General features: G+C 65.4%; 14 protein-coding genes. 6 read left to right on the top strand and 8 right to left on the bottom strand.

Annotated features, from left to right (window positions below; translation table 11 throughout):
* The first annotated feature begins 26 nt into the window (after positions 1–26).
* From HCO70_RS12425 to HCO70_RS12435, 3 genes are all read left to right on the top strand, one after another.
* A complete protein-coding gene (locus HCO70_RS12425) occupies positions 27–485 on the top strand; it encodes an Lrp/AsnC family transcriptional regulator (RefSeq protein ID WP_172297383.1) in 459 nt (152 codons plus the stop codon).
* Positions 486–578: 93 nt separating this feature from the next.
* Positions 579–1,799 (top strand): PAS domain-containing protein, encoded by a 1,221-nt coding sequence (locus tag HCO70_RS12430; RefSeq protein WP_172296576.1) that lies wholly within the window; start codon positions 579–581, stop codon positions 1,797–1,799.
* Between the two features lie 260 nt (positions 1,800–2,059).
* On the top strand, positions 2,060–3,979 hold the full coding sequence (locus tag HCO70_RS12435; protein ID WP_172296578.1) for a cation:proton antiporter: 1,920 nt from the start codon (positions 2,060–2,062) through the stop codon (positions 3,977–3,979).
* Positions 3,980–3,983: 4 nt separating this feature from the next.
* On the opposite strand, the gene cobT is transcribed toward HCO70_RS12435, so the two are convergent.
* On the bottom strand, positions 3,984–4,988 hold the full coding sequence (gene cobT, locus HCO70_RS12440; protein ID WP_172296580.1) for a nicotinate-nucleotide--dimethylbenzimidazole phosphoribosyltransferase: 1,005 nt from the start codon (positions 4,986–4,988) through the stop codon (positions 3,984–3,986).
* Between the two features lie 79 nt (positions 4,989–5,067).
* On the opposite strand from cobT, the gene cobS reads away from it, so the two are divergent.
* Positions 5,068–5,823, top strand: a complete 756-nt coding sequence (cobS, locus tag HCO70_RS12445) for an adenosylcobinamide-GDP ribazoletransferase (RefSeq protein ID WP_172296582.1) — start codon at positions 5,068–5,070, stop codon at positions 5,821–5,823.
* Positions 5,824–5,978: 155 nt separating this feature from the next.
* Here the strand turns inward: cobS and HCO70_RS12450 are convergent, their stop codons facing one another.
* The 5 genes from HCO70_RS12450 to HCO70_RS12470 all read right to left on the bottom strand — a co-directional run bounded on the left by HCO70_RS12450 (position 5,979) and on the right by HCO70_RS12470 (position 11,220).
* On the bottom strand, positions 5,979–6,488 hold the full coding sequence (locus HCO70_RS12450; RefSeq protein WP_172296584.1) for a CarD family transcriptional regulator: 510 nt from the start codon (positions 6,486–6,488) through the stop codon (positions 5,979–5,981).
* A gap of 302 nt (positions 6,489–6,790) precedes the next feature.
* Complete coding sequence (gene fdxA / locus HCO70_RS12455; protein ID WP_172296586.1) at positions 6,791–7,129, bottom strand: ferredoxin FdxA; 339 nt, start codon at positions 7,127–7,129, stop codon at positions 6,791–6,793.
* 48 nt (positions 7,130–7,177) lie between these two features.
* A complete protein-coding gene (locus HCO70_RS12460; protein WP_172296588.1) occupies positions 7,178–7,555 on the bottom strand; it encodes an RNA-binding S4 domain-containing protein in 378 nt (125 codons plus the stop codon).
* Between the two features lies 1 nt (position 7,556).
* On the bottom strand, positions 7,557–10,460 hold the full coding sequence (locus HCO70_RS12465) for a helicase-related protein (RefSeq protein WP_172296590.1): 2,904 nt from the start codon (positions 10,458–10,460) through the stop codon (positions 7,557–7,559).
* Between the two features lie 199 nt (positions 10,461–10,659).
* Complete coding sequence (locus HCO70_RS12470) at positions 10,660–11,220, bottom strand: hypothetical protein (RefSeq protein ID WP_253913263.1); 561 nt, start codon at positions 11,218–11,220, stop codon at positions 10,660–10,662.
* 70 nt (positions 11,221–11,290) lie between these two features.
* Here HCO70_RS12470 and HCO70_RS12475 point away from each other — a divergent pair, with 70 nt between their 5' ends.
* Positions 11,291–11,578 carry an SCP2 sterol-binding domain-containing protein gene (locus HCO70_RS12475; RefSeq protein ID WP_172296592.1) on the top strand — a complete coding sequence of 96 codons (288 nt, stop codon included), beginning with the start codon at positions 11,291–11,293 and terminating at the stop codon, positions 11,576–11,578.
* Between the two features lies 1 nt (position 11,579).
* A complete protein-coding gene (locus HCO70_RS12480; protein WP_172296594.1) occupies positions 11,580–12,524 on the top strand; it encodes an alpha/beta fold hydrolase in 945 nt (314 codons plus the stop codon).
* Between the two features lie 19 nt (positions 12,525–12,543).
* On the opposite strand, the gene HCO70_RS12485 is transcribed toward HCO70_RS12480, so the two are convergent.
* Positions 12,544–14,373 carry a bifunctional diguanylate cyclase/phosphodiesterase gene (locus HCO70_RS12485; RefSeq protein ID WP_172296596.1) on the bottom strand — a complete coding sequence of 610 codons (1,830 nt, stop codon included), beginning with the start codon at positions 14,371–14,373 and terminating at the stop codon, positions 12,544–12,546.
* 114 nt (positions 14,374–14,487) lie between these two features.
* Complete coding sequence (locus HCO70_RS12490; RefSeq protein ID WP_172296598.1) at positions 14,488–15,762, bottom strand: O-acetylhomoserine aminocarboxypropyltransferase/cysteine synthase family protein; 1,275 nt, start codon at positions 15,760–15,762, stop codon at positions 14,488–14,490.
* Positions 15,763–15,920: the final 158 nt, after the last annotated feature.

Below are 15,920 nucleotides of genomic sequence, written 5' to 3' on the forward strand. Positions count from 1 at the left end.
AGGCGCAATAGATGCATGTTTTGCGCATGGAGATCGACGAGACCGACAAGCGGCTGCTGGCCGCGCTTCAGAAAGACGCGCATCTGACGGCGGAGGCGCTTGGGGAGATTCTGAACCTGTCCGCCAGCCAGGCCGGGCGGCGGCGGCAGCGGCTGGAACAGGCGGGGTATATCGAGAGGTATTCGGCACGGTTGGATGCGAAGCGACTGGGGCTGTCGGTGCAGGCCTTCGTGCAGGTGCAGATGGCCACGCACGAGCCGGAAAAGGTGAAGGGGTTCACGCGAATCGTGCAGATGCGGCCCGAGGTGGTCAGCGCTTGGACCCTGACGGGTGAGGCGGACTACCTGCTGCGGGTCTATTGCGGCGACTTGGCGGGGCTTAACGTACTGATCCACCAGGTGCTTTTGCCGCATCCGGCGGTGGCGCGGGTGCAGAGCCAGATCGTGATGGACCAGTTCAAGGCCGACGCGCCGCTGCCCACGTGATTTCTTAATCCAAAAGCAACGCCTAGCGCCTATTCCGACAGGTAGCCGGTCGGTGCCCTGCCGGCTGCCTGTCGGATTTACGGAGTATCGCGGATGGATTTCGAGGATCGCCGGAAAGAGGAGCGGCCGCCAAGCGGAGAGGCCCCGTTCTACTTGGACGAGGTGTTCTTTTCGCGCACCGACGGGCGTGGCGTGATCCAGGCCGGGAACTACGTGTTCCGCCGGGTGGCGAATTACGACTGGTCCGAGATGCTGGGTGCGCCGCACAAGATGATCCGGCATCCGGATATGCCCAAGGGCGTGTTCTACCTGTTCTGGGACACGATCAAGAAAGGCAGCACGATCGGTGCCTATGTGAAGAACAAGGCGAAGGATGGGCTGCAGTACTGGGTCTATGCCGTGGTTGTGCCCTGCGCCGGCGGCTACTTGTCGGCACGGATAAAGCCGACGAGCGAGATCCTCGAAAAGATCGAGAAGCTTTATGCCGAGCAGCTGGTGCTGGAAAAGAAGGAAGGGATGAGCCCTGCCGACAGCGCCGACTGGCTGGTCGAGCGGATCAAGGGGATGGGCTTCCCCGATTACCAGCGTTTCGAGTCCTTCGCGCTGAGCGAAGAGCTGATCGCGCGGGACAAGGGGCTGAAGCAGCCGCCGGACGAGGCAATCTTGCGTTTTCGCAAAATGCTGGAGGCGGCGGAGCAGCTGAACGTCGAGACCGAGAAGCTGATCTCGGAGTTCGAGATGACAGAGATCATACCGCACAACATGCGGGTGATCGCGTCGCGGCTGGAGCCGAATGGCGGCCCGATCAGCACTTTGTCGACCAATTACGGCGGCATGTCGCGCGAGATGTCGAGCTGGTTCGAGACCCACGTAGTCGGCGAAGAGAGCAACTTCTCCACAATCGAAGGGACGGTCAGCCAGAGCATGTTCCTGGAATGCATGTCGCGCATCCTGAACGAGTGCTCGCGCCAGCTTGATTTCGAGCGGCGCAAGCTGGGCGATGTCGACCTGGAAGAAGAGCGCGGATACCTGAACGGGCTGGTCGCGGAATACAGCGCCAAGTCGGAATCAGGACAGAACCAGCTGGCGGAGGAGACCTATCGCATCCTCGACGCCTGCAAGAAGATGAACCGCCACATCCTGGGTCTGTCGACCACCCGCGTCATGTGCAAGATCGAGGGCGCACGGCTGACCGAGGGGCGCGAAAGCCTGACCGACATTATCGGCGAACTGAACGGGTTCCAGCAGCGGATCCGCGAGGACCTGTCGCGGATCGAGAACCTGAGCAGCACGATCCGGACGCTGCTGGCCTGACTGCTGCGGACGGGCGATGTGGCGGCAATGCGCGGCACCGCCGGGTTCCGTGTGAATCGCGGCTTTCGCGAAGGTTACCGGACACACGATCACGCCGGGTGGCGCCAGCGCGCGTCTCTATTGCCCGCACGGCGCTCATTTGCCGAAATGGATGGCATTCGGACGCTCGGCGGACAACCTGAAGGCTGGTCCGGTCGCTTCCGGATGCTATAACTGCCGCGAGCGCTGGTCCTTTTTGCTAACCCGGGAAACCGCACACCATGGAAGGCATCCTCTTCCAGGCCACAATCTATCTTGCCGCGGCAGTGATTGCCGTGCCGCTGGCGGCTCGGCTGGGGTTGGGTTCGGTGCTGGGGTATCTGCTGGCCGGGCTGCTGATAGCGCCGGTGCTTGGGCTGGTCAGCGAGACCACCGACCTGCAGCATTTCGCCGAGGTCGGCGTGGTCATGATGCTGTTCCTTATCGGCCTGGAAATGGACCCGCGCGCGCTGTGGGACATGCGGCACCGGCTGTTGGGGCTGGGGCTGGGCCAGATCGTGGTGACGGTAGCGCTGATCGCGGTCGCCTCGACATTCCTCGGTCTGCCGCTGCAATCCGGCATCGCGATCGGCATGATCTTTGCCCTGTCCTCGACCGCGATCGTGCTGCAGACGCTGAGCGAGAAGGGCCTGATGCGCACCAGTGGCGGGCGATCGGCGTTTTCAGTGCTGCTGACGCAGGACATCGCGGTGATCCCGATGCTGATCTTCCTGCCCTTGCTGGCGACGCAGATGCCGATGGTATTCAATCCCGACGGATCGGTGACCCGGCCCCCGAACCCCGCGGTGCCGCAGGGTGAAGGCGCGCATCATGAGGAGGTGTTGTCGCTGGTCGCCGGGCTGCCGGGCTGGGGGGCGACGCTGGTGACTCTGGGCGTGATCGCCTGTGTGATCCTGGGCGGCATTTACCTGATCCGGCCGCTGTTCCACTACATCAACGCGGCGCGGATGCGCGAGCTTTATACCGCCTTCGCGCTGCTCATCGTCGTAGGCATCGCTTTTGCGATGACGTTGGTCGGTCTGTCGCCGGCGCTGGGCACCTTCCTGGCTGGCGTGGTTCTGGCCAACAGCGAATACCGACACGAGCTGGAATCGAATATCGAGCCGTTCAAGGGCCTGCTGCTGGGGTTGTTTTTCATCACCGTGGGTGCGGGCATCAATCTCGACGTGCTGTTCGCGCGGCCATTCACGCTGTTGGGTCTGACGCTGGCCATCATGCTGCTGAAGGGCGGCGTGCTCTATGTGCTGGGCAAGCTGTTCCGGCTGAAAGGTCGTGATCAGTGGCTGTTCACGCTGGGCTTGGCGCAGGCTGGGGAATTCGGCTTTGTGCTGCTGTCCTTCTCGGTCCAGACCGGGGTGCTGCCGCGGCCGCTGTCGCAGAACCTGTTGATGGTGATCGTGCTGTCGATGCTGCTCACGCCGCTGTTCTTCATGGCCTATGACTGGATCAGCACGCGGATGAAGGACAGCGAGGCCGAGGAAACGCCGGACGAGGTGAACGCCCAAGGCAAGATCATCATCGCCGGAATGGGCCGTTTCGGGCAGACGGTGAACCGGATGGTGCAGATGTCCGGCTTCGATACAACGGTGCTGGACAACAATCTGTCGACGATCAAGCTGATGCGGAAATTCGGTTTCAAGGGGTTCTTCGGTGATCCGACGCGGCCGGAAGTGCTGCGCGCCGCCGGTCTGAAGGAGGCGCAGGTTCTGGTGGTGGCGTTGGACAATCGCGAGTCGGCGGTTCGGCTTGTCGCGTTTGCGCGGCGCGAGCGGCCGGATTTGCATATCGTCGCGCGGGCGCGGGACCGGGTGCATGTCTATCAGCTTTACCGCGCGGGCGCGAACGACATCGTGCGCGAACTGTTCGATTCCAGCCTGCGTGCAGGGCGCTACGTGTTGGAAAACATGGGGCTTTCCGATTTCGAGGCGGCGACGCTGGAGCGGACGTATTTCCAGCACGACCGCGCTGCGGTGCGGGCGCTGGCCGAGGTGTGGAAGCCCGGTGTGCCGGTGGAGCAGAACCCGGAATACGTGAAGCGCACGCGCGAACTGAATTCCGAGCTGGAAGCGGCGCTGTTGCGGCAGGAAGCGCCGCCGGAAGAGGATGCGGCAGAAAGGCGCGAGCGGCGCAGCGGCGGCTGAAGGGTCAGCCGCCGGAGACACCGGCTTCGGCAAAGGTCGCCATGCCGGAGTGGCAGGCGACGGCGCCCTGCAGGATGCCGATGGCCAGCGCCGCGCCGGAGCCCTCGCCGAGGCGCATGTTCAGCGATAGCAGCGGCTCGAGGCCGAACGCATCGAGTAGCCGCGTATGGGCGGCTTCGGCAGAGCGGTGGCCTGCGACGCAGTGGTCGAGCGAACCGGGCGCGGCCTTGTGCAGCACGGCGGCGGCGGCACAGCAGATGAAGCCGTCGAGGATTACCGGGATGCGGTGATGCCGGGCGGCCAGTATGGCGCCGGCCATAGCCGCAATCTCGCGCCCGCCGAGGCAGCGGAGGGTTTCCAGCGGATCGGAAAGGGCGGCGGCGTGAAGTGCCAGACCCTCTGCCACCACCTGCGCTTTCAGCGCGAGGCCGGCATCGTCGACGCCGGTGCCGCGGCCGACCCAGTCGGCGGGCGCGCCGCCGAAGAGTCCGGCGGCAACCGCGGCGGCTGCGGTCGTGTTGGCGATGCCCATCTCGCCGGTGACGAGGAGGCCCGATTGCGGGGCGACGGCATTCCAGCCGGTGGAAAGCGCCTCGGCGAACTCCGCCTCGGACATGGCGGGGGCGGCGGTGAAATCGGCGGTGGGCGTGTCGAGCGACAGTTCGTGCACGTCGATGCGGGCGCCGAAAGCGTTGGCGAGCTGGTTGATCGCGGCGCCGCCGGCGCGGAAGTTCGCGACCATCTGGACCGTGACCTCTGCCGGGAAGGCGGAAACACCGCGTGCGGCGATGCCGTGATTGCCGGCGAAGACGAGGACCTGCGGGCTGTCAACCTGCGGGCGCGGGTTGCCGCGCCAGGATGCATACCAGATCGCGAGTTCCTCAAGCCGCCCGAGGGAACCGGCGGGCTTGGTGAGCTGGGCATTGCGCGCATCGGCATCGGCGCGCGCCTGCGGGTCAGCCTGCGGGAGGTCTGCGAGAGCGGCGCGGAAGGCGGCGAGATCGTGCATCTGGGTCTTTCGTTGCGCGGATCGGAGTTTGTCTCTATCGGGTCGGGTGTGAGGAGAACAGCGGGAAATCGGCGGCGCGATGGCTGAACGCGACACATCGCTGGTGCAGGCGGGCGACATCAGCGTGGCGCTGGCGCTGCTGACGCGGCTGCCGGTGGGCCGGGTGCCCGATCGCGGTGCGCGGGCCGCCTGGGCCTGGCCGGTGGCGGGGCTGGTCGTGGGGCTGATCGCGGTGGTGATCGGCGTGCTGGCGCGGTGGTGCGGGATGCCGGACGCGTTGGTCTCGGGGCTGATGCTGGCGATGGCGGTTCTGGTCACCGGCGCTCTGCACGAGGATGGTCTGGCCGATGTGGCGGACGGGTTCTGGGGCGGCTTTGACAAGGCGCGGCGGCTGGAGATCATGAAGGACAGCCGGATCGGCAGCTATGGCGTCATCGCGCTGGTGCTGTCGCTTGGGCTGCGCTGGGCGGCGATGACGGCGCTGATCGCGGCGGGCGGTTTTGCCTGGCCGGTGCTGGCTGCGGCGGTTCTTTCGCGCGCGCCGATGGCGGTGGCGATGTGGGCGCTGCCGAATGCGCGGGGCTACGGGCTGTCAGAGAGCGTCGGGCGGCCGGGTCGCGAGACGGTGGCGATCGGGCTGCTTGTGGCGCTGGGCGCCGGGTTCCTGCTTGTCGGGCCGCCGGTACTGCTGGTGGCGCTGGTCCTGGCGCCGGTCACGGCGGGCTGCGTCGGTCTGGCGCGGGCGAAGCTGGGCGGGCAGACCGGCGACGTGCTGGGCGCGGTGCAGCAGGTCTGCGAAGTCGCGGCGCTGGCGGTGCTGGCCAGCCTTGTTTGAGCTTCGGATTGTGCGAAACGTGTAGGTGGAGCCCGTGCTCTTGCAAGGAAACAGAGCGGATTATTGGATAAATCCGAATTCGGGCGGACAGGGCGCAACGAAGAAAACCGCCGCCCCGAGAGGGCAGCGGTCTTACATTTTCAACATCGCCGGGATCAGGCGGCGCGGCTGATCAGGACGTCGTCCACCTGCTTTTGCGCGGCGGTTTCGTCGGATCCGGAAACGGCAGCGACTTCGCGGGTCAGGCGTTCCAGGGCCGCTTCGTAAAGCTGACGCTCGGAATAGGACTGTTCGCGCTGATCGTCGGTGCGGTGCAGGTCGCGCACAACCTCGGCAATCGCAATCAGGTCGCCCGAATTGATCTTCTGCTCGTATTCCTGGGCCCGACGCGACCACATTGCGCGCTTGACCTTGGCCTTGCCCTTCAGCGTCTTCATTGCCTGGGACACGATGTCCGGCGTGGACAGCGACCGCATGCCGACATCCGTCGCTTTATGCGTCGGTACGCGCAGGGTCATCTTGTCCTTCTCGAACGAAATAACGAACAGTTCCAGCTTGATGCCGGCGATTTCCTGTTCTTCGATCGAGATAATCTGGCCCACGCCATGTGCCGGGTAGACAACATATTCGTTGGGCCGGAATTCCATTTTCTTCGTCTTCGTCATGCAGCGTCCTTCCGAGACGGTCCAGCGGACCACCAGAGACGCGATTCCCCACCGCGGGAGAGCCCTCTCACATGGAGGGGCTTGAATCCGGCGCTAAAAAAACCAGCCTCAGGAATGCAGCCCTGCGGATGGCACGGAGTTTCGGCGTCAATATGTAATCTATATAGCAGAAATTTGTGAAATTTCAAAGTATGGCGGAGCCAAAGTCACCAAAAACGCCCCGTAACACTGGTGTAACGGGCGATTGTTTGGGTCGTTCGTAGGCCGACGTTACGTCAATTGTCGTCACGCGGCGAATCGGGTCAGCCGCCCTCGCCGGCCTTTTCCGAAAAGTACTTTTCCAACTTTCCCTCTTCGCCATCGCGTTCCTCGGCGTCGGGCAGCGGATCCTTCTTGGTAATGATGACCGGCCAGAGTTCGGCATACTTGCGGTTGAACTCGACCCACTTTTCGGTATCCGGCTCGGTGTCGGGCAAGATCGCCTCGGCCGGGCATTCCGGCTCGCACACGCCGCAGTCGATGCACTCGTCGGGATGGATCACCAGGAAATTCTCGCCTTCGTAGAAGCAGTCGACGGGGCAAACCTCGACGCAGTCAGTGTATTTGCAGGCGATGCAGTTTTCGGTGACGATATAGGTCATGGGAGTTTCCGCCTTTGGATTGGGCCGTAGCTATTCCAGCCGGACCGATCATTCAAGGTCGCGATGGCGGATGCTGTCGGCGGTACGGCGATCTTTCTTGGTCGGGCGGCCGCCCCCGTCGAATTTCGGGGCAGGCGGGGCCTTTTCCTGAGCCGGTGTGAGATCCTCGTAGAGCGCCTGCGCCTCGGGCGCGGGGCCGCGGCGGGTGCCGGTGGCGAGGATGCGGACGACGCGGATGCGGTGTGCCTGCGGGAAGGTCAGCGTGTCGCCGGCACCGACGGTATGGGCAGGTTTCGAGACCCGGCCGGTATTCACCCTGACATGGCCGGCGGACACCGTCTTTGCCGCCAGCCCGCGCGTCTTGAAGAAGCGGGCGTACCAGAGCCACTTGTCGATGCGGATCGTCTGGCGGGGGGCTTCGGGCAAGTCAGTCCTTGTTCCGCAAGCCCATCAGCGCCGCGGCGAAGGGGTTGTCGGGGTCGATCTTGTCTTTCTTGGGTGGCCGAGACTCAAAATTGCGGGTCTGCGGCTGGCCCTGTTTCGGCGGGCGCTTGCCCTTGTTGGGCTTGCCCTTTGGTTTGCCCTTGTTCCGGGGCGGGCGGTTTTCTTCCCGGCGGCGGTTAAAGCCGCCCCAGGTGAAGGTGTAGAAAACCTCGGTTTCCGGCTCGGCGATCTCGGCGTCGGGGGCGGTGCCCGCGGGCGTCTCGCCCTCGGCGGTTTCCGGGATGCCGTCATCAGCCTGTTCGGCGTTGTCCGGCGTTTCGGCCACCGGAGCGGTGCCGGTATCCTCGACCGCCTCGGTTTCCCCGGCGGGCTCGGGGGCCTCGGCGGGGGGCGGCGTTTCGGGGATTTCTGTCACCGCGCCTTCGGGCGGCGTATCCGCGTCCATCACCGGGGTGTCGGCCGCCGCAGCGCCGTCAGGCGCGGCCTCCGGCATGACCTCGGTCACCGGTTTTGCCTTTTCGCGTTCGCCGCGCTCGGCCTTGTAGCCGAGACCTTCCATCAGCGCCGCGAACTGTTCCAGCGTCATGCCGGTGATCGACAGCATGTCGGGCGTCGCCTCGAACCCGGCGCGGCTGTTTTCGGCGCGCAGGAGGTCGGCGAGGCGTTCCAGCATGTCGATGCGGATCGCACGGTCGCCGGCTTTCCGGTAGCCGGCCATGGTGTGGTAGCTGTCCGGCGCGTCGCCGTGGGTGGGGATCGTCACCAGGCCCGGCGGCGGGCTTTCGGGGAATTCCTGCAGGTTCTGCGACAGCGACCAGAGCACCAGGCGCAGGCGCGTCGGCGCCGGTTTCAGCAGGAGCGGCATGAAGATGGTGAACTGGCCGAAGCGGATGCCGTGCTTGCGCAGCGCACCGCGCGCGTCCTGGTCGAGCTCCTTGACCTCGTTGGCGACCTGATCGCGGGGGATCACGCCAAGCGCCTCGACCATGCGGAACGCGAAGCCGCGGGCGAGGCCCGTGAGCGTTTCGTCGCGGGACATGTTCAGGAGCGGCTCGAACAGCGTGGCGACCTTGCGGTCGATGAAATGCTGCAGCCGGCGCTGAACCTTCTGGGCGACATCGGGCCCGGCCTCTTCGTCGACGAAGGCTTCGGCCTGGGGTTTCAGGGGCTCGGGGCCGGTGACCAGCTTGCCGATGGCGCTGTCGCCCCACATCAGGCCGCCCTGGTCGGTGAAGTCGATCTCTGTATCCGGCGAGTTGTAGAACCGGTCGGCGCGCAGGTGAAATTCCGGCTTCAGCGCTTGCAACGAGGCCTGGCGCAGGGTCTTGGCCTCGTCGGGCGACGCGCTGGCATCCTGGCTGAAGCGGAATCCCTCCAGCCGGCCCACGAACTGACCCTCGACGGTTACCTCACCCTTGTCGTTCACCTCGGCCACAAGGCTCTCCTTCTGCTTGAGCCGGCGCAGCAGTACGGATGTGCGCCGGTCCACAAATCTTTGCGTCAGCCGCTCATGCAGAGCATCCGACAGTCGGTCTTCTACCGCGCGGGTGGCGCCGCGCCAATGCGTTTCGTCATCGACCCAGCCTGCCCTTTGCGCGACAAAGGTCCAAGTGCGAATATAGGCCAATCTTTTCGACAATGTGTCGATTTCGCCATCGGTCCTGTCAATTCTCTGGACCTGCTGGCCGAGCCAGTCGTCGGGAACGCGCCCGAACTCATGCAGGAATCCGAAGATTCGCTCAAGCAGACCGGCATGTTCGGCGTGGCTTATGCCTCGGAAATCGGGGATCCGGCAGACATCCCAGAGCAGCCGCGTGCCATTCGCGTCGGTTGTGCGCTGGCGGACGGCGTCGACCTCGGACAGCAGTTTCAGCGCCATCAGGTCGTCGGCCTCGCGGCCGCGGCTAAGCCATTCGTCGCCGGTGGGCGCCTCGAGCGAGGCGATCAGCGTGTCGGGGCGGCGAAAGTCGAGTTCGGCGTTGCGCCATTGCAGCTTGCGGATCGGGGCAAAGCGATGGCCCTGGATCGCCTCGGCCACGCCTTCGTCCAACGGCGGAGCCTCGCCGGTGGTGCCGAACGTTCCGTCCTTGGTATAGCGCCCCGCCCGGCCGGCGATCTGGGCCAGTTCGTTTGGCTGCAGGTAGCGCATTCGGCGGCCGTCGAATTTGGAGATCGAAGAGAACGCGACGTGGTCGATATCCAAGTTGAGGCCCATGCCGATGGCGTCGGTGGCGACGAGGTAGTCGACGTCGCCGTTCTGGTAAAGCTCTACCTGCGCATTGCGGGTGCGGGGGCTGAGCGCGCCCATGACCACGGCGGCGCCTCCCTTTTGCCGGCGGATGAGTTCGGCGATGGCGTAGACCTGATCGACCGAGAAACCCACGATAGCCGAGCGGCGTGGCATGCGGCTGATTTTACGCGGTCCGATATAGGTGAGGTCCGAGAAACGTTCGCGGCGAGCGAACTGGACTTTCGGCACCTGCGCCGCGATGGCGCCGCGCATGGTGTCGGCGCCGAGGAACAAGGTCTCGTGCAGACCGCGCGCGCGCAGCAGCCGGTCGGTGAACACGTGGCCGCGTTCCGGGTCGGCACAGAGCTGGATCTCGTCGACGGCGAGGAAGTCGGCGCCCATGCCGTCCGGCATCGCCTCGGTCGTGCAGACCCAGTACTGGGTGCGGGCGGGGACGATCCGTTCTTCGCCGGTGACCAGCGCCACGACGGAGGGGCCGCGCAGCGCGACGATGCGGTCGTAGATTTCGCGTGCAAGCAGGCGAAGCGGCAGGCCGATGATGCCAGTGCGATAGGCCAGCATGCGCTCGATGGCGTAATGGGTCTTGCCGGTATTGGTGGGGCCCAGAACCGCTGTGATCCGCGCCTCACTCGCCATCGCATCGCCTCTGTCGCCGGTGGGTGTCGCCGCCTGGCCGGGTGGCCAGTCGGGAACGTGCGTCCCTTGAAGCAGGCGACGCGCCGGCTGCTAAGTGTTCCTGTCTAAGGGTGCATGTAGGGCAGGCACGGGCTCATGTATATGGCGGGGTGCCAGGAATCTGCACGACGTGGCCGAATGGTCCCGATGCGGGTGCGGATCAGATCGGCTGGCCGCCGTAGAGTTTTTCCAGCCGGTCCAGCGATTCCTGCGCCTGCGGCAGGTGCGGATGGATGTCGACCAGCATGTGCCAGACGTCGAGCGCCTCTTCCTCCATCCCGATGGATTCAAGGATGACGGCGAGGCCGGAGAGCGCGCCGAAATGCTGCGGGTTGATCGACAGCGCATGCGCAATGTCGTCGAGCGCGGGGCCGTACATGTCCTTGTAGAAATAGACGGTGGCGCGGGAATGCCAGCCTTCGGCGAAGTCGGGGGCGTGGTCCGTCAGGGCGGTGAAATGATCGAGCGCCGCGTCCCAGTCCTCGGCCTCCATCGCCTCGCGGCCACGCTGCAGCAGAAGGTCCATCGCGGCAGAGCCGGACTTGTCCCATTCGAGCCGGATGCGGCGTTCGACCTGCTCCCAGTTGCCGGTGTCGGGATCGGCAAGCTCGGCCATGAGTGCATCGAGATCGGGCGGCTGTTGATCCTGCGCCAGGGCAGCGCCGGTGGCGATGAAATATGCCGCAACGGCAGATTTGCAGAACCGTTTCAGTTTTCCCATAAACCGAAGCATACTGCGGATGCAGCAAAATGCGAGCCCCGTTGGGGTCACAAATCAAGGAGCCCGTTTAATGAGCGAAATGACCGACGCCGCCGTAAAGGCGTTGAGCGAAAAGGCCAGCGGCGAATTCGACGGACGCGCGAAATTCGTGATCGAGGGCGAAGGGTCCATCATGATCGATTCCGAGGGGGTTCGCGAGGCGGATGAAGAGGCCGATGTCACGCTGACAGCGGATGCCGACACCTTCCAGTCGATCCTTTCGGGCGATCTGGACCCGACCTCGGCCTTCATGACGGGCAAGCTTAGTGTTGACGGTGACATGGGTATGGCGATGCAGCTCGGCTCTCTGCTGAGCTGACATGCGAGAATCAGCGCCGTTCTTTGCCGAGGTCTCGCACGGACCCGAAGACGTCCGCACGTCCTGGGTTACGGCGGAGGACGGCGTTCGCCTGCGCGCGGCCGTCTGGCCGGGGGGCACCCGCGGCACAGTGCTGATGTTCAACGGCCGGACCGAATATGTCGAGAAATACGGTCGCACGGCGTCAGAGCTGCTGGCGCTCGGGTTCGGCATGGTCAGCATCGACTGGCGCGGGCAGGGCCTGTCCGACAGGGCGCTGTCCGATCGTCTCACCGGGCATGTGGCTGCGTTTTCGGATTATCAGCTCGATGTGCAGGCGATGCTGCAGGCGGCGCGGGCCGAGGGTATGGCGGAGCCCTATTACCTGATCGGGCATTCGATGGGCGGATGCATTGGACTGCGCGCCCTGCACGAAGGTCTGCCGGTGGCCGCCGCCGCTTTCAGCGCACCGATGTGGGGCATCAAGATCAGCTGGTACCTGCGCCCTGTGGCGTGGTCGCTGGGCTGGTCTTCGCGCAATGTCGGGCAGGGGCATCGCTATGCGCCGGGAACCGGGGCGGCATCCTACCTGGAATCGGCGCCGTTCCGCGACAACATGCTGACCACGGATCCCGGCATGTGGGGCTACATGCAGGCGCAGATCAGCGGGCACCCGGATCTGGCACTGGGCGGGCCGAGCCTGCACTGGCTGCACGAGGCGCTGAAGGAGACCCGGGCGTTGGCGCAGATGCCGTCGCCGGACGTGCCCTGCGTCACATTTCTGGGCAGCAACGAGCGGATCGTCGATGTGCCGGCGGTGCACCGGCGCATGCAACGCTGGCCGAACGGGCGGCTGGAGGTGCTGGCCGGCTCGGAGCACGAGGTGCTGATGGAGACCGCAGCGACCCGGGCACATGTGCTGGAAATTCTGCGCGACACCTTCGTGCCGCGCGGGGCTGCCAGATAGCGGACGGTTTCGGGAGCGGTCAGCCCGCAGCCAGCGCCGGCGCCGGGCCCCGGTCGCGCAGATAGGTCAGCAGCCGGTCGCGATCCATCGGCGGCGCCACGGCGTAGCCCTGCACGCGATGACATTTCAGCCCTTTGAGCCGGGTGACTTCCGCACCTGACTCGACGCTTTTCACGGTGACCGTCAGGCTCAGCTCCGCCGCCATGGCGAGGACCGCGCGCAGCAATGTCTCGCTGCAGTCGCCGGGGAGTTGGGCGGTCATACCGGGGCGCAGCTTCAGCCCGCCGATCCGCAGCCTCTGGAGCTTGTGCATAGGAATGCGGCCGGTGCCGAATTCGTCAATTTCCACCGGAAAGCCGAATTCCAGCAGGCGCGTGATCGTCTGTTCGGTGCGCAGGGCGCCTTCCGTCTGCAAAAGCGATTCCTTTACTTCGAGCGTCAGATCGGCGGGGGCGAGGCGGTTTTCCTCGACCTCCCAGCGCAGGGTATCGGCAAGTTCGGGATCCGCCATCGTCTGGGCCGAGCAGTTGCAGGCCAGGCCCGGCACGGCCCAGCCGGCGGCGCGCAACCCTGCCAGTGCCTTCAGGCCCTTGCGCCGGACAATAGCGTCGATGCGGTCGGTCAGGCCCGCGTCCTGCGCGATGTCGAGGAAGGTGGTGGGGCCGAGCGTACCGCGTTCCGGGTGCTGCCAGCGAGCCAGCAGTTCAAGTGCGGCGAGGTCGCCTGTCCGCAGGTCGATCACCGGCTGGAAATAGGGATCGAAGCGTTCGGCCGCGACGGCTGCGCGCAGATCGGTGAGCAGGGCGCGGCGGGCTTCATGCGCCTCCCGCATCGCTTTGCAGAAAGCGCGCACGCCATTCCGACCGTTCCGCTTGACCTCGTAGAGCGCGATGTCGGCATTGGCGATCAGCCGTTCGGCGTTGTCCTTAGGTTCGGCCAGGGCGAGGCCGATGCTTGCCGAACAGCACAGGTCGCGCCCGGCGAGTTGCACGGGTTCGGCGAGGCGGGCGGAGAGCCGGGCCGCGAGGCCGGAGATATGCTGTCCGGCAAGGTCGCTGCGGGTAACCACGATGAACTCGTCGCCGCCGATCCGCGCCACCAGGTCGGTGGGGGCGGTATCGGCTTGCATGCAGCCCGCGACGTGGCGCAGCAGCAGATCGCCAACTTCGTGCCCGAAGCGGTCGTTGATTTCCTTGAAATGGTCGAGATCGAGATGCAGCACGCCGACAACGCGGCCGCGTGCGTCGGGCAGGTGCAGCGCGCCGGGGCCGTCAAGCACCCGCATCAGCCGCACCCGGTTGGCGAGACCGGTGAGCGGATCGGTTTCGGCCAGCCGGGCATTGGCTCGCAGCTGCTGCATCAGCCGTGCCTGCCCGGCGATCCAGCTGGCGGACGCGGTGAGCCGCCGGGTCTGCTGGGCGGTGAACGCGGTCCGGGAGCGGCGCACCAGACCGACGACGCCGACTGTCTGGCCGCTGTTGCGCATTGGCACGATCAGGCAGCTTCGCATGCCGCTGTCGTAGAGCCGTTGCGTGGTCCGGTCCGGTTCCCGCGCCAAAGAGTCGGCGTCGAGGTGCATCGGTGTGCCGGAGCTCAACACGCGACCACGCGGCGAGTCCGGCGGGATCGGATTCTTTTCCGCGGAGAGATCGACGCGGCCGTTGCGAAAGCTGAACTGGTCGATGACGCGATGTTCGTCGACGAAGTTCAGGCGGGCGGCGTCGGCCTCGTAAATCTCGGGCAGCCACCGTGCGGAGATGGCCAGCACCTGTTCGATACTGGTGGCGCCCGACAGCTCCTCTACCAGCGCAACCGGGATGGTAAGCGTGGGTTGGGTGGTTTCATCCATGTCTTCATTCCTCGTCGGACAGGCATAGACAAGGAAGATTTACGAAGCCGTTAACGAAACGCGGCCCCACGTGAGGGGGCCGCGAATTTCCGTGGTATCGTCTTGGCTTGTCGTTCAGCCGGCCTTGGCCAGCGCCTGCTCGAGATCGGCGATCAGGTCGTCGGGATCCTCGATGCCGATGGACAGGCGCACGACGTTCGGTGCGGCGCCGGCGGCGATCTGCTGTTCTTCGCTGAGCTGGCGGTGCGTGGTCGAGGCGGAGTGGATCACCAGGCTGCGCGCATCGCCGAGGTTGGCGACGTGGGAGAACAGCTCAAGGCTGTCGACCAGCTTGACGCAGGACCCGTAGCCGCCCTTGAGCGCGATGGTGAAGATCGCGCCGGCGCCTTTCGGGCAGATCTTGGCGACACGGTCGACATAGGGCGACGATTTCAAGCCCGCATAGGTGACCTTTTCCACCGCGTCATGGTCTTCCAACCAGTTCGCCACCTTCACCGCGTTGGCGACGTGCTTGTCCATGCGGAGCGACAGCGTCTCGATGCCGAGCAGGGTGTAATGCGCGGCCTGCGGGTTCATCGTCATGCCGAGGTCGCGCAGACCGACGGCGATGGAGTGGAAGGTGAAGGCGAGGTGGCCGAAGGTCTCGTGGAACTTCAGGCCGTGATAGGCGGGCTCCGCGTCGGAGAGCGACGGGAACTTGCCGTTGGACCAGTTGAACTTGCCGCTGTCGACAATGGCGCCGCCGGTGACGGTGCCGTTGCCGGTGAGGTACTTGGTGGTCGAGTGGATGACGAGGGTCGCGCCGTGTTCGATCGGACGGCAGAGGTAGGGCGTGGCCGAGGTGTTGTCGACGATCAGCGGGATGCCGGCCTCGTCGGCGATCTTCGCCAGCGCATCGAGGTCGGAGACATAGCCGCCGGGGTTGGCGATGGATTCGCAGAAGAGGGCGCGGGTGTCGTCGTCGATGGCGGCCTTGACTGCGTCGAGGTCGTCGGTGTCGACGAACTTGGCCGACCAGCCGAAGCGTTTGATGGTCTGGCTGAACTGGGTGACTGTACCGCCATAGAGGCGGGTGGAGGAGACCACGTTCTTGCCCGGGCCCATCAGCGGGAACAGGGCCATGATCTGGGCGCCGTGGCCGGAGGAGCAGCAGACCGCGCCGGCGCCGCCTTCGAGGGTGGCGATGCGTTCCTGCAGGACCGAGACGGTGGGGTTGGTCAGGCGGGAATAGATGAAGCCGACTTCCTGCAGGTTGAAGAGGGCCGCGGCGTGGTCGGCGTCGCGGAAGACGTAGGCGGTGGTCTGATAGATCGGGGTCTGGCGGGCGCCGGTGGCCGGGTCGGGCCTTGCGCCGGCGTGAACCTGAAGGGTGTCGAAGCCGTAAGTCATGGTGGGAGCCTCCCTAAAAATGTCGTGAGGGGAGGTGTAGGCGAAGTATGGCGGGGCTGGCAATGGGGGGGATTCCGGGGCTTGCGATGGCCCGACGGGGAGGCGTCCCCATGAGGACGGGGGGTCAAGTCATTGATTTCAGGCGTGTTAGCGCAAAC

The sequence above is a fragment of the Pseudoruegeria sp. HB172150 genome, from assembly GCF_013184805.1.
Taxonomy (GTDB): Bacteria; Pseudomonadota; Alphaproteobacteria; order Rhodobacterales; family Rhodobacteraceae; genus Psychromarinibacter.

Bases quoted from the DNA above. Each gene is read 5' to 3' on its own strand.
- HCO70_RS12450 (WP_172296584.1), bottom strand. From the start codon at position 6,488: ATGACGAAGACGAAGAAAATGGAATTCCGGCCCAACGAATATGTTGTC.
- fdxA (WP_172296586.1), bottom strand. From the start codon at position 7,129: ATGACCTATATCGTCACCGAAAACTGCATCGCCTGCAAATACACTGAC.
- HCO70_RS12475 (WP_172296592.1), top strand. From the start codon at position 11,291: ATGAGCGAAATGACCGACGCCGCCGTAAAGGCGTTGAGCGAAAAGGCC.
- HCO70_RS12480 (WP_172296594.1), top strand. From the start codon at position 11,580: ATGCGAGAATCAGCGCCGTTCTTTGCCGAGGTCTCGCACGGACCCGAA.
- HCO70_RS12490 (WP_172296598.1), bottom strand. From the start codon at position 15,762: ATGACTTACGGCTTCGACACCCTTCAGGTTCACGCCGGCGCAAGGCCC.
- HCO70_RS12435 (WP_172296578.1), top strand. From the start codon at position 2,060: ATGGAAGGCATCCTCTTCCAGGCCACAATCTATCTTGCCGCGGCAGTG.
- HCO70_RS12465 (WP_172296590.1), bottom strand. From the start codon at position 10,460: ATGGCGAGTGAGGCGCGGATCACAGCGGTTCTGGGCCCCACCAATACC.
- cobS (WP_172296582.1), top strand. From the start codon at position 5,068: ATGGCTGAACGCGACACATCGCTGGTGCAGGCGGGCGACATCAGCGTG.
- cobT (WP_172296580.1), bottom strand. From the start codon at position 4,988: ATGCACGATCTCGCCGCCTTCCGCGCCGCTCTCGCAGACCTCCCGCAG.
- HCO70_RS12430 (WP_172296576.1), top strand. From the start codon at position 579: ATGGATTTCGAGGATCGCCGGAAAGAGGAGCGGCCGCCAAGCGGAGAG.
- HCO70_RS12470 (WP_253913263.1), bottom strand. From the start codon at position 11,220: ATGGGAAAACTGAAACGGTTCTGCAAATCTGCCGTTGCGGCATATTTC.
- HCO70_RS12485 (WP_172296596.1), bottom strand. From the start codon at position 14,373: ATGGATGAAACCACCCAACCCACGCTTACCATCCCGGTTGCGCTGGTA.
- HCO70_RS12425 (WP_172297383.1), top strand. From the start codon at position 27: ATGGAGATCGACGAGACCGACAAGCGGCTGCTGGCCGCGCTTCAGAAA.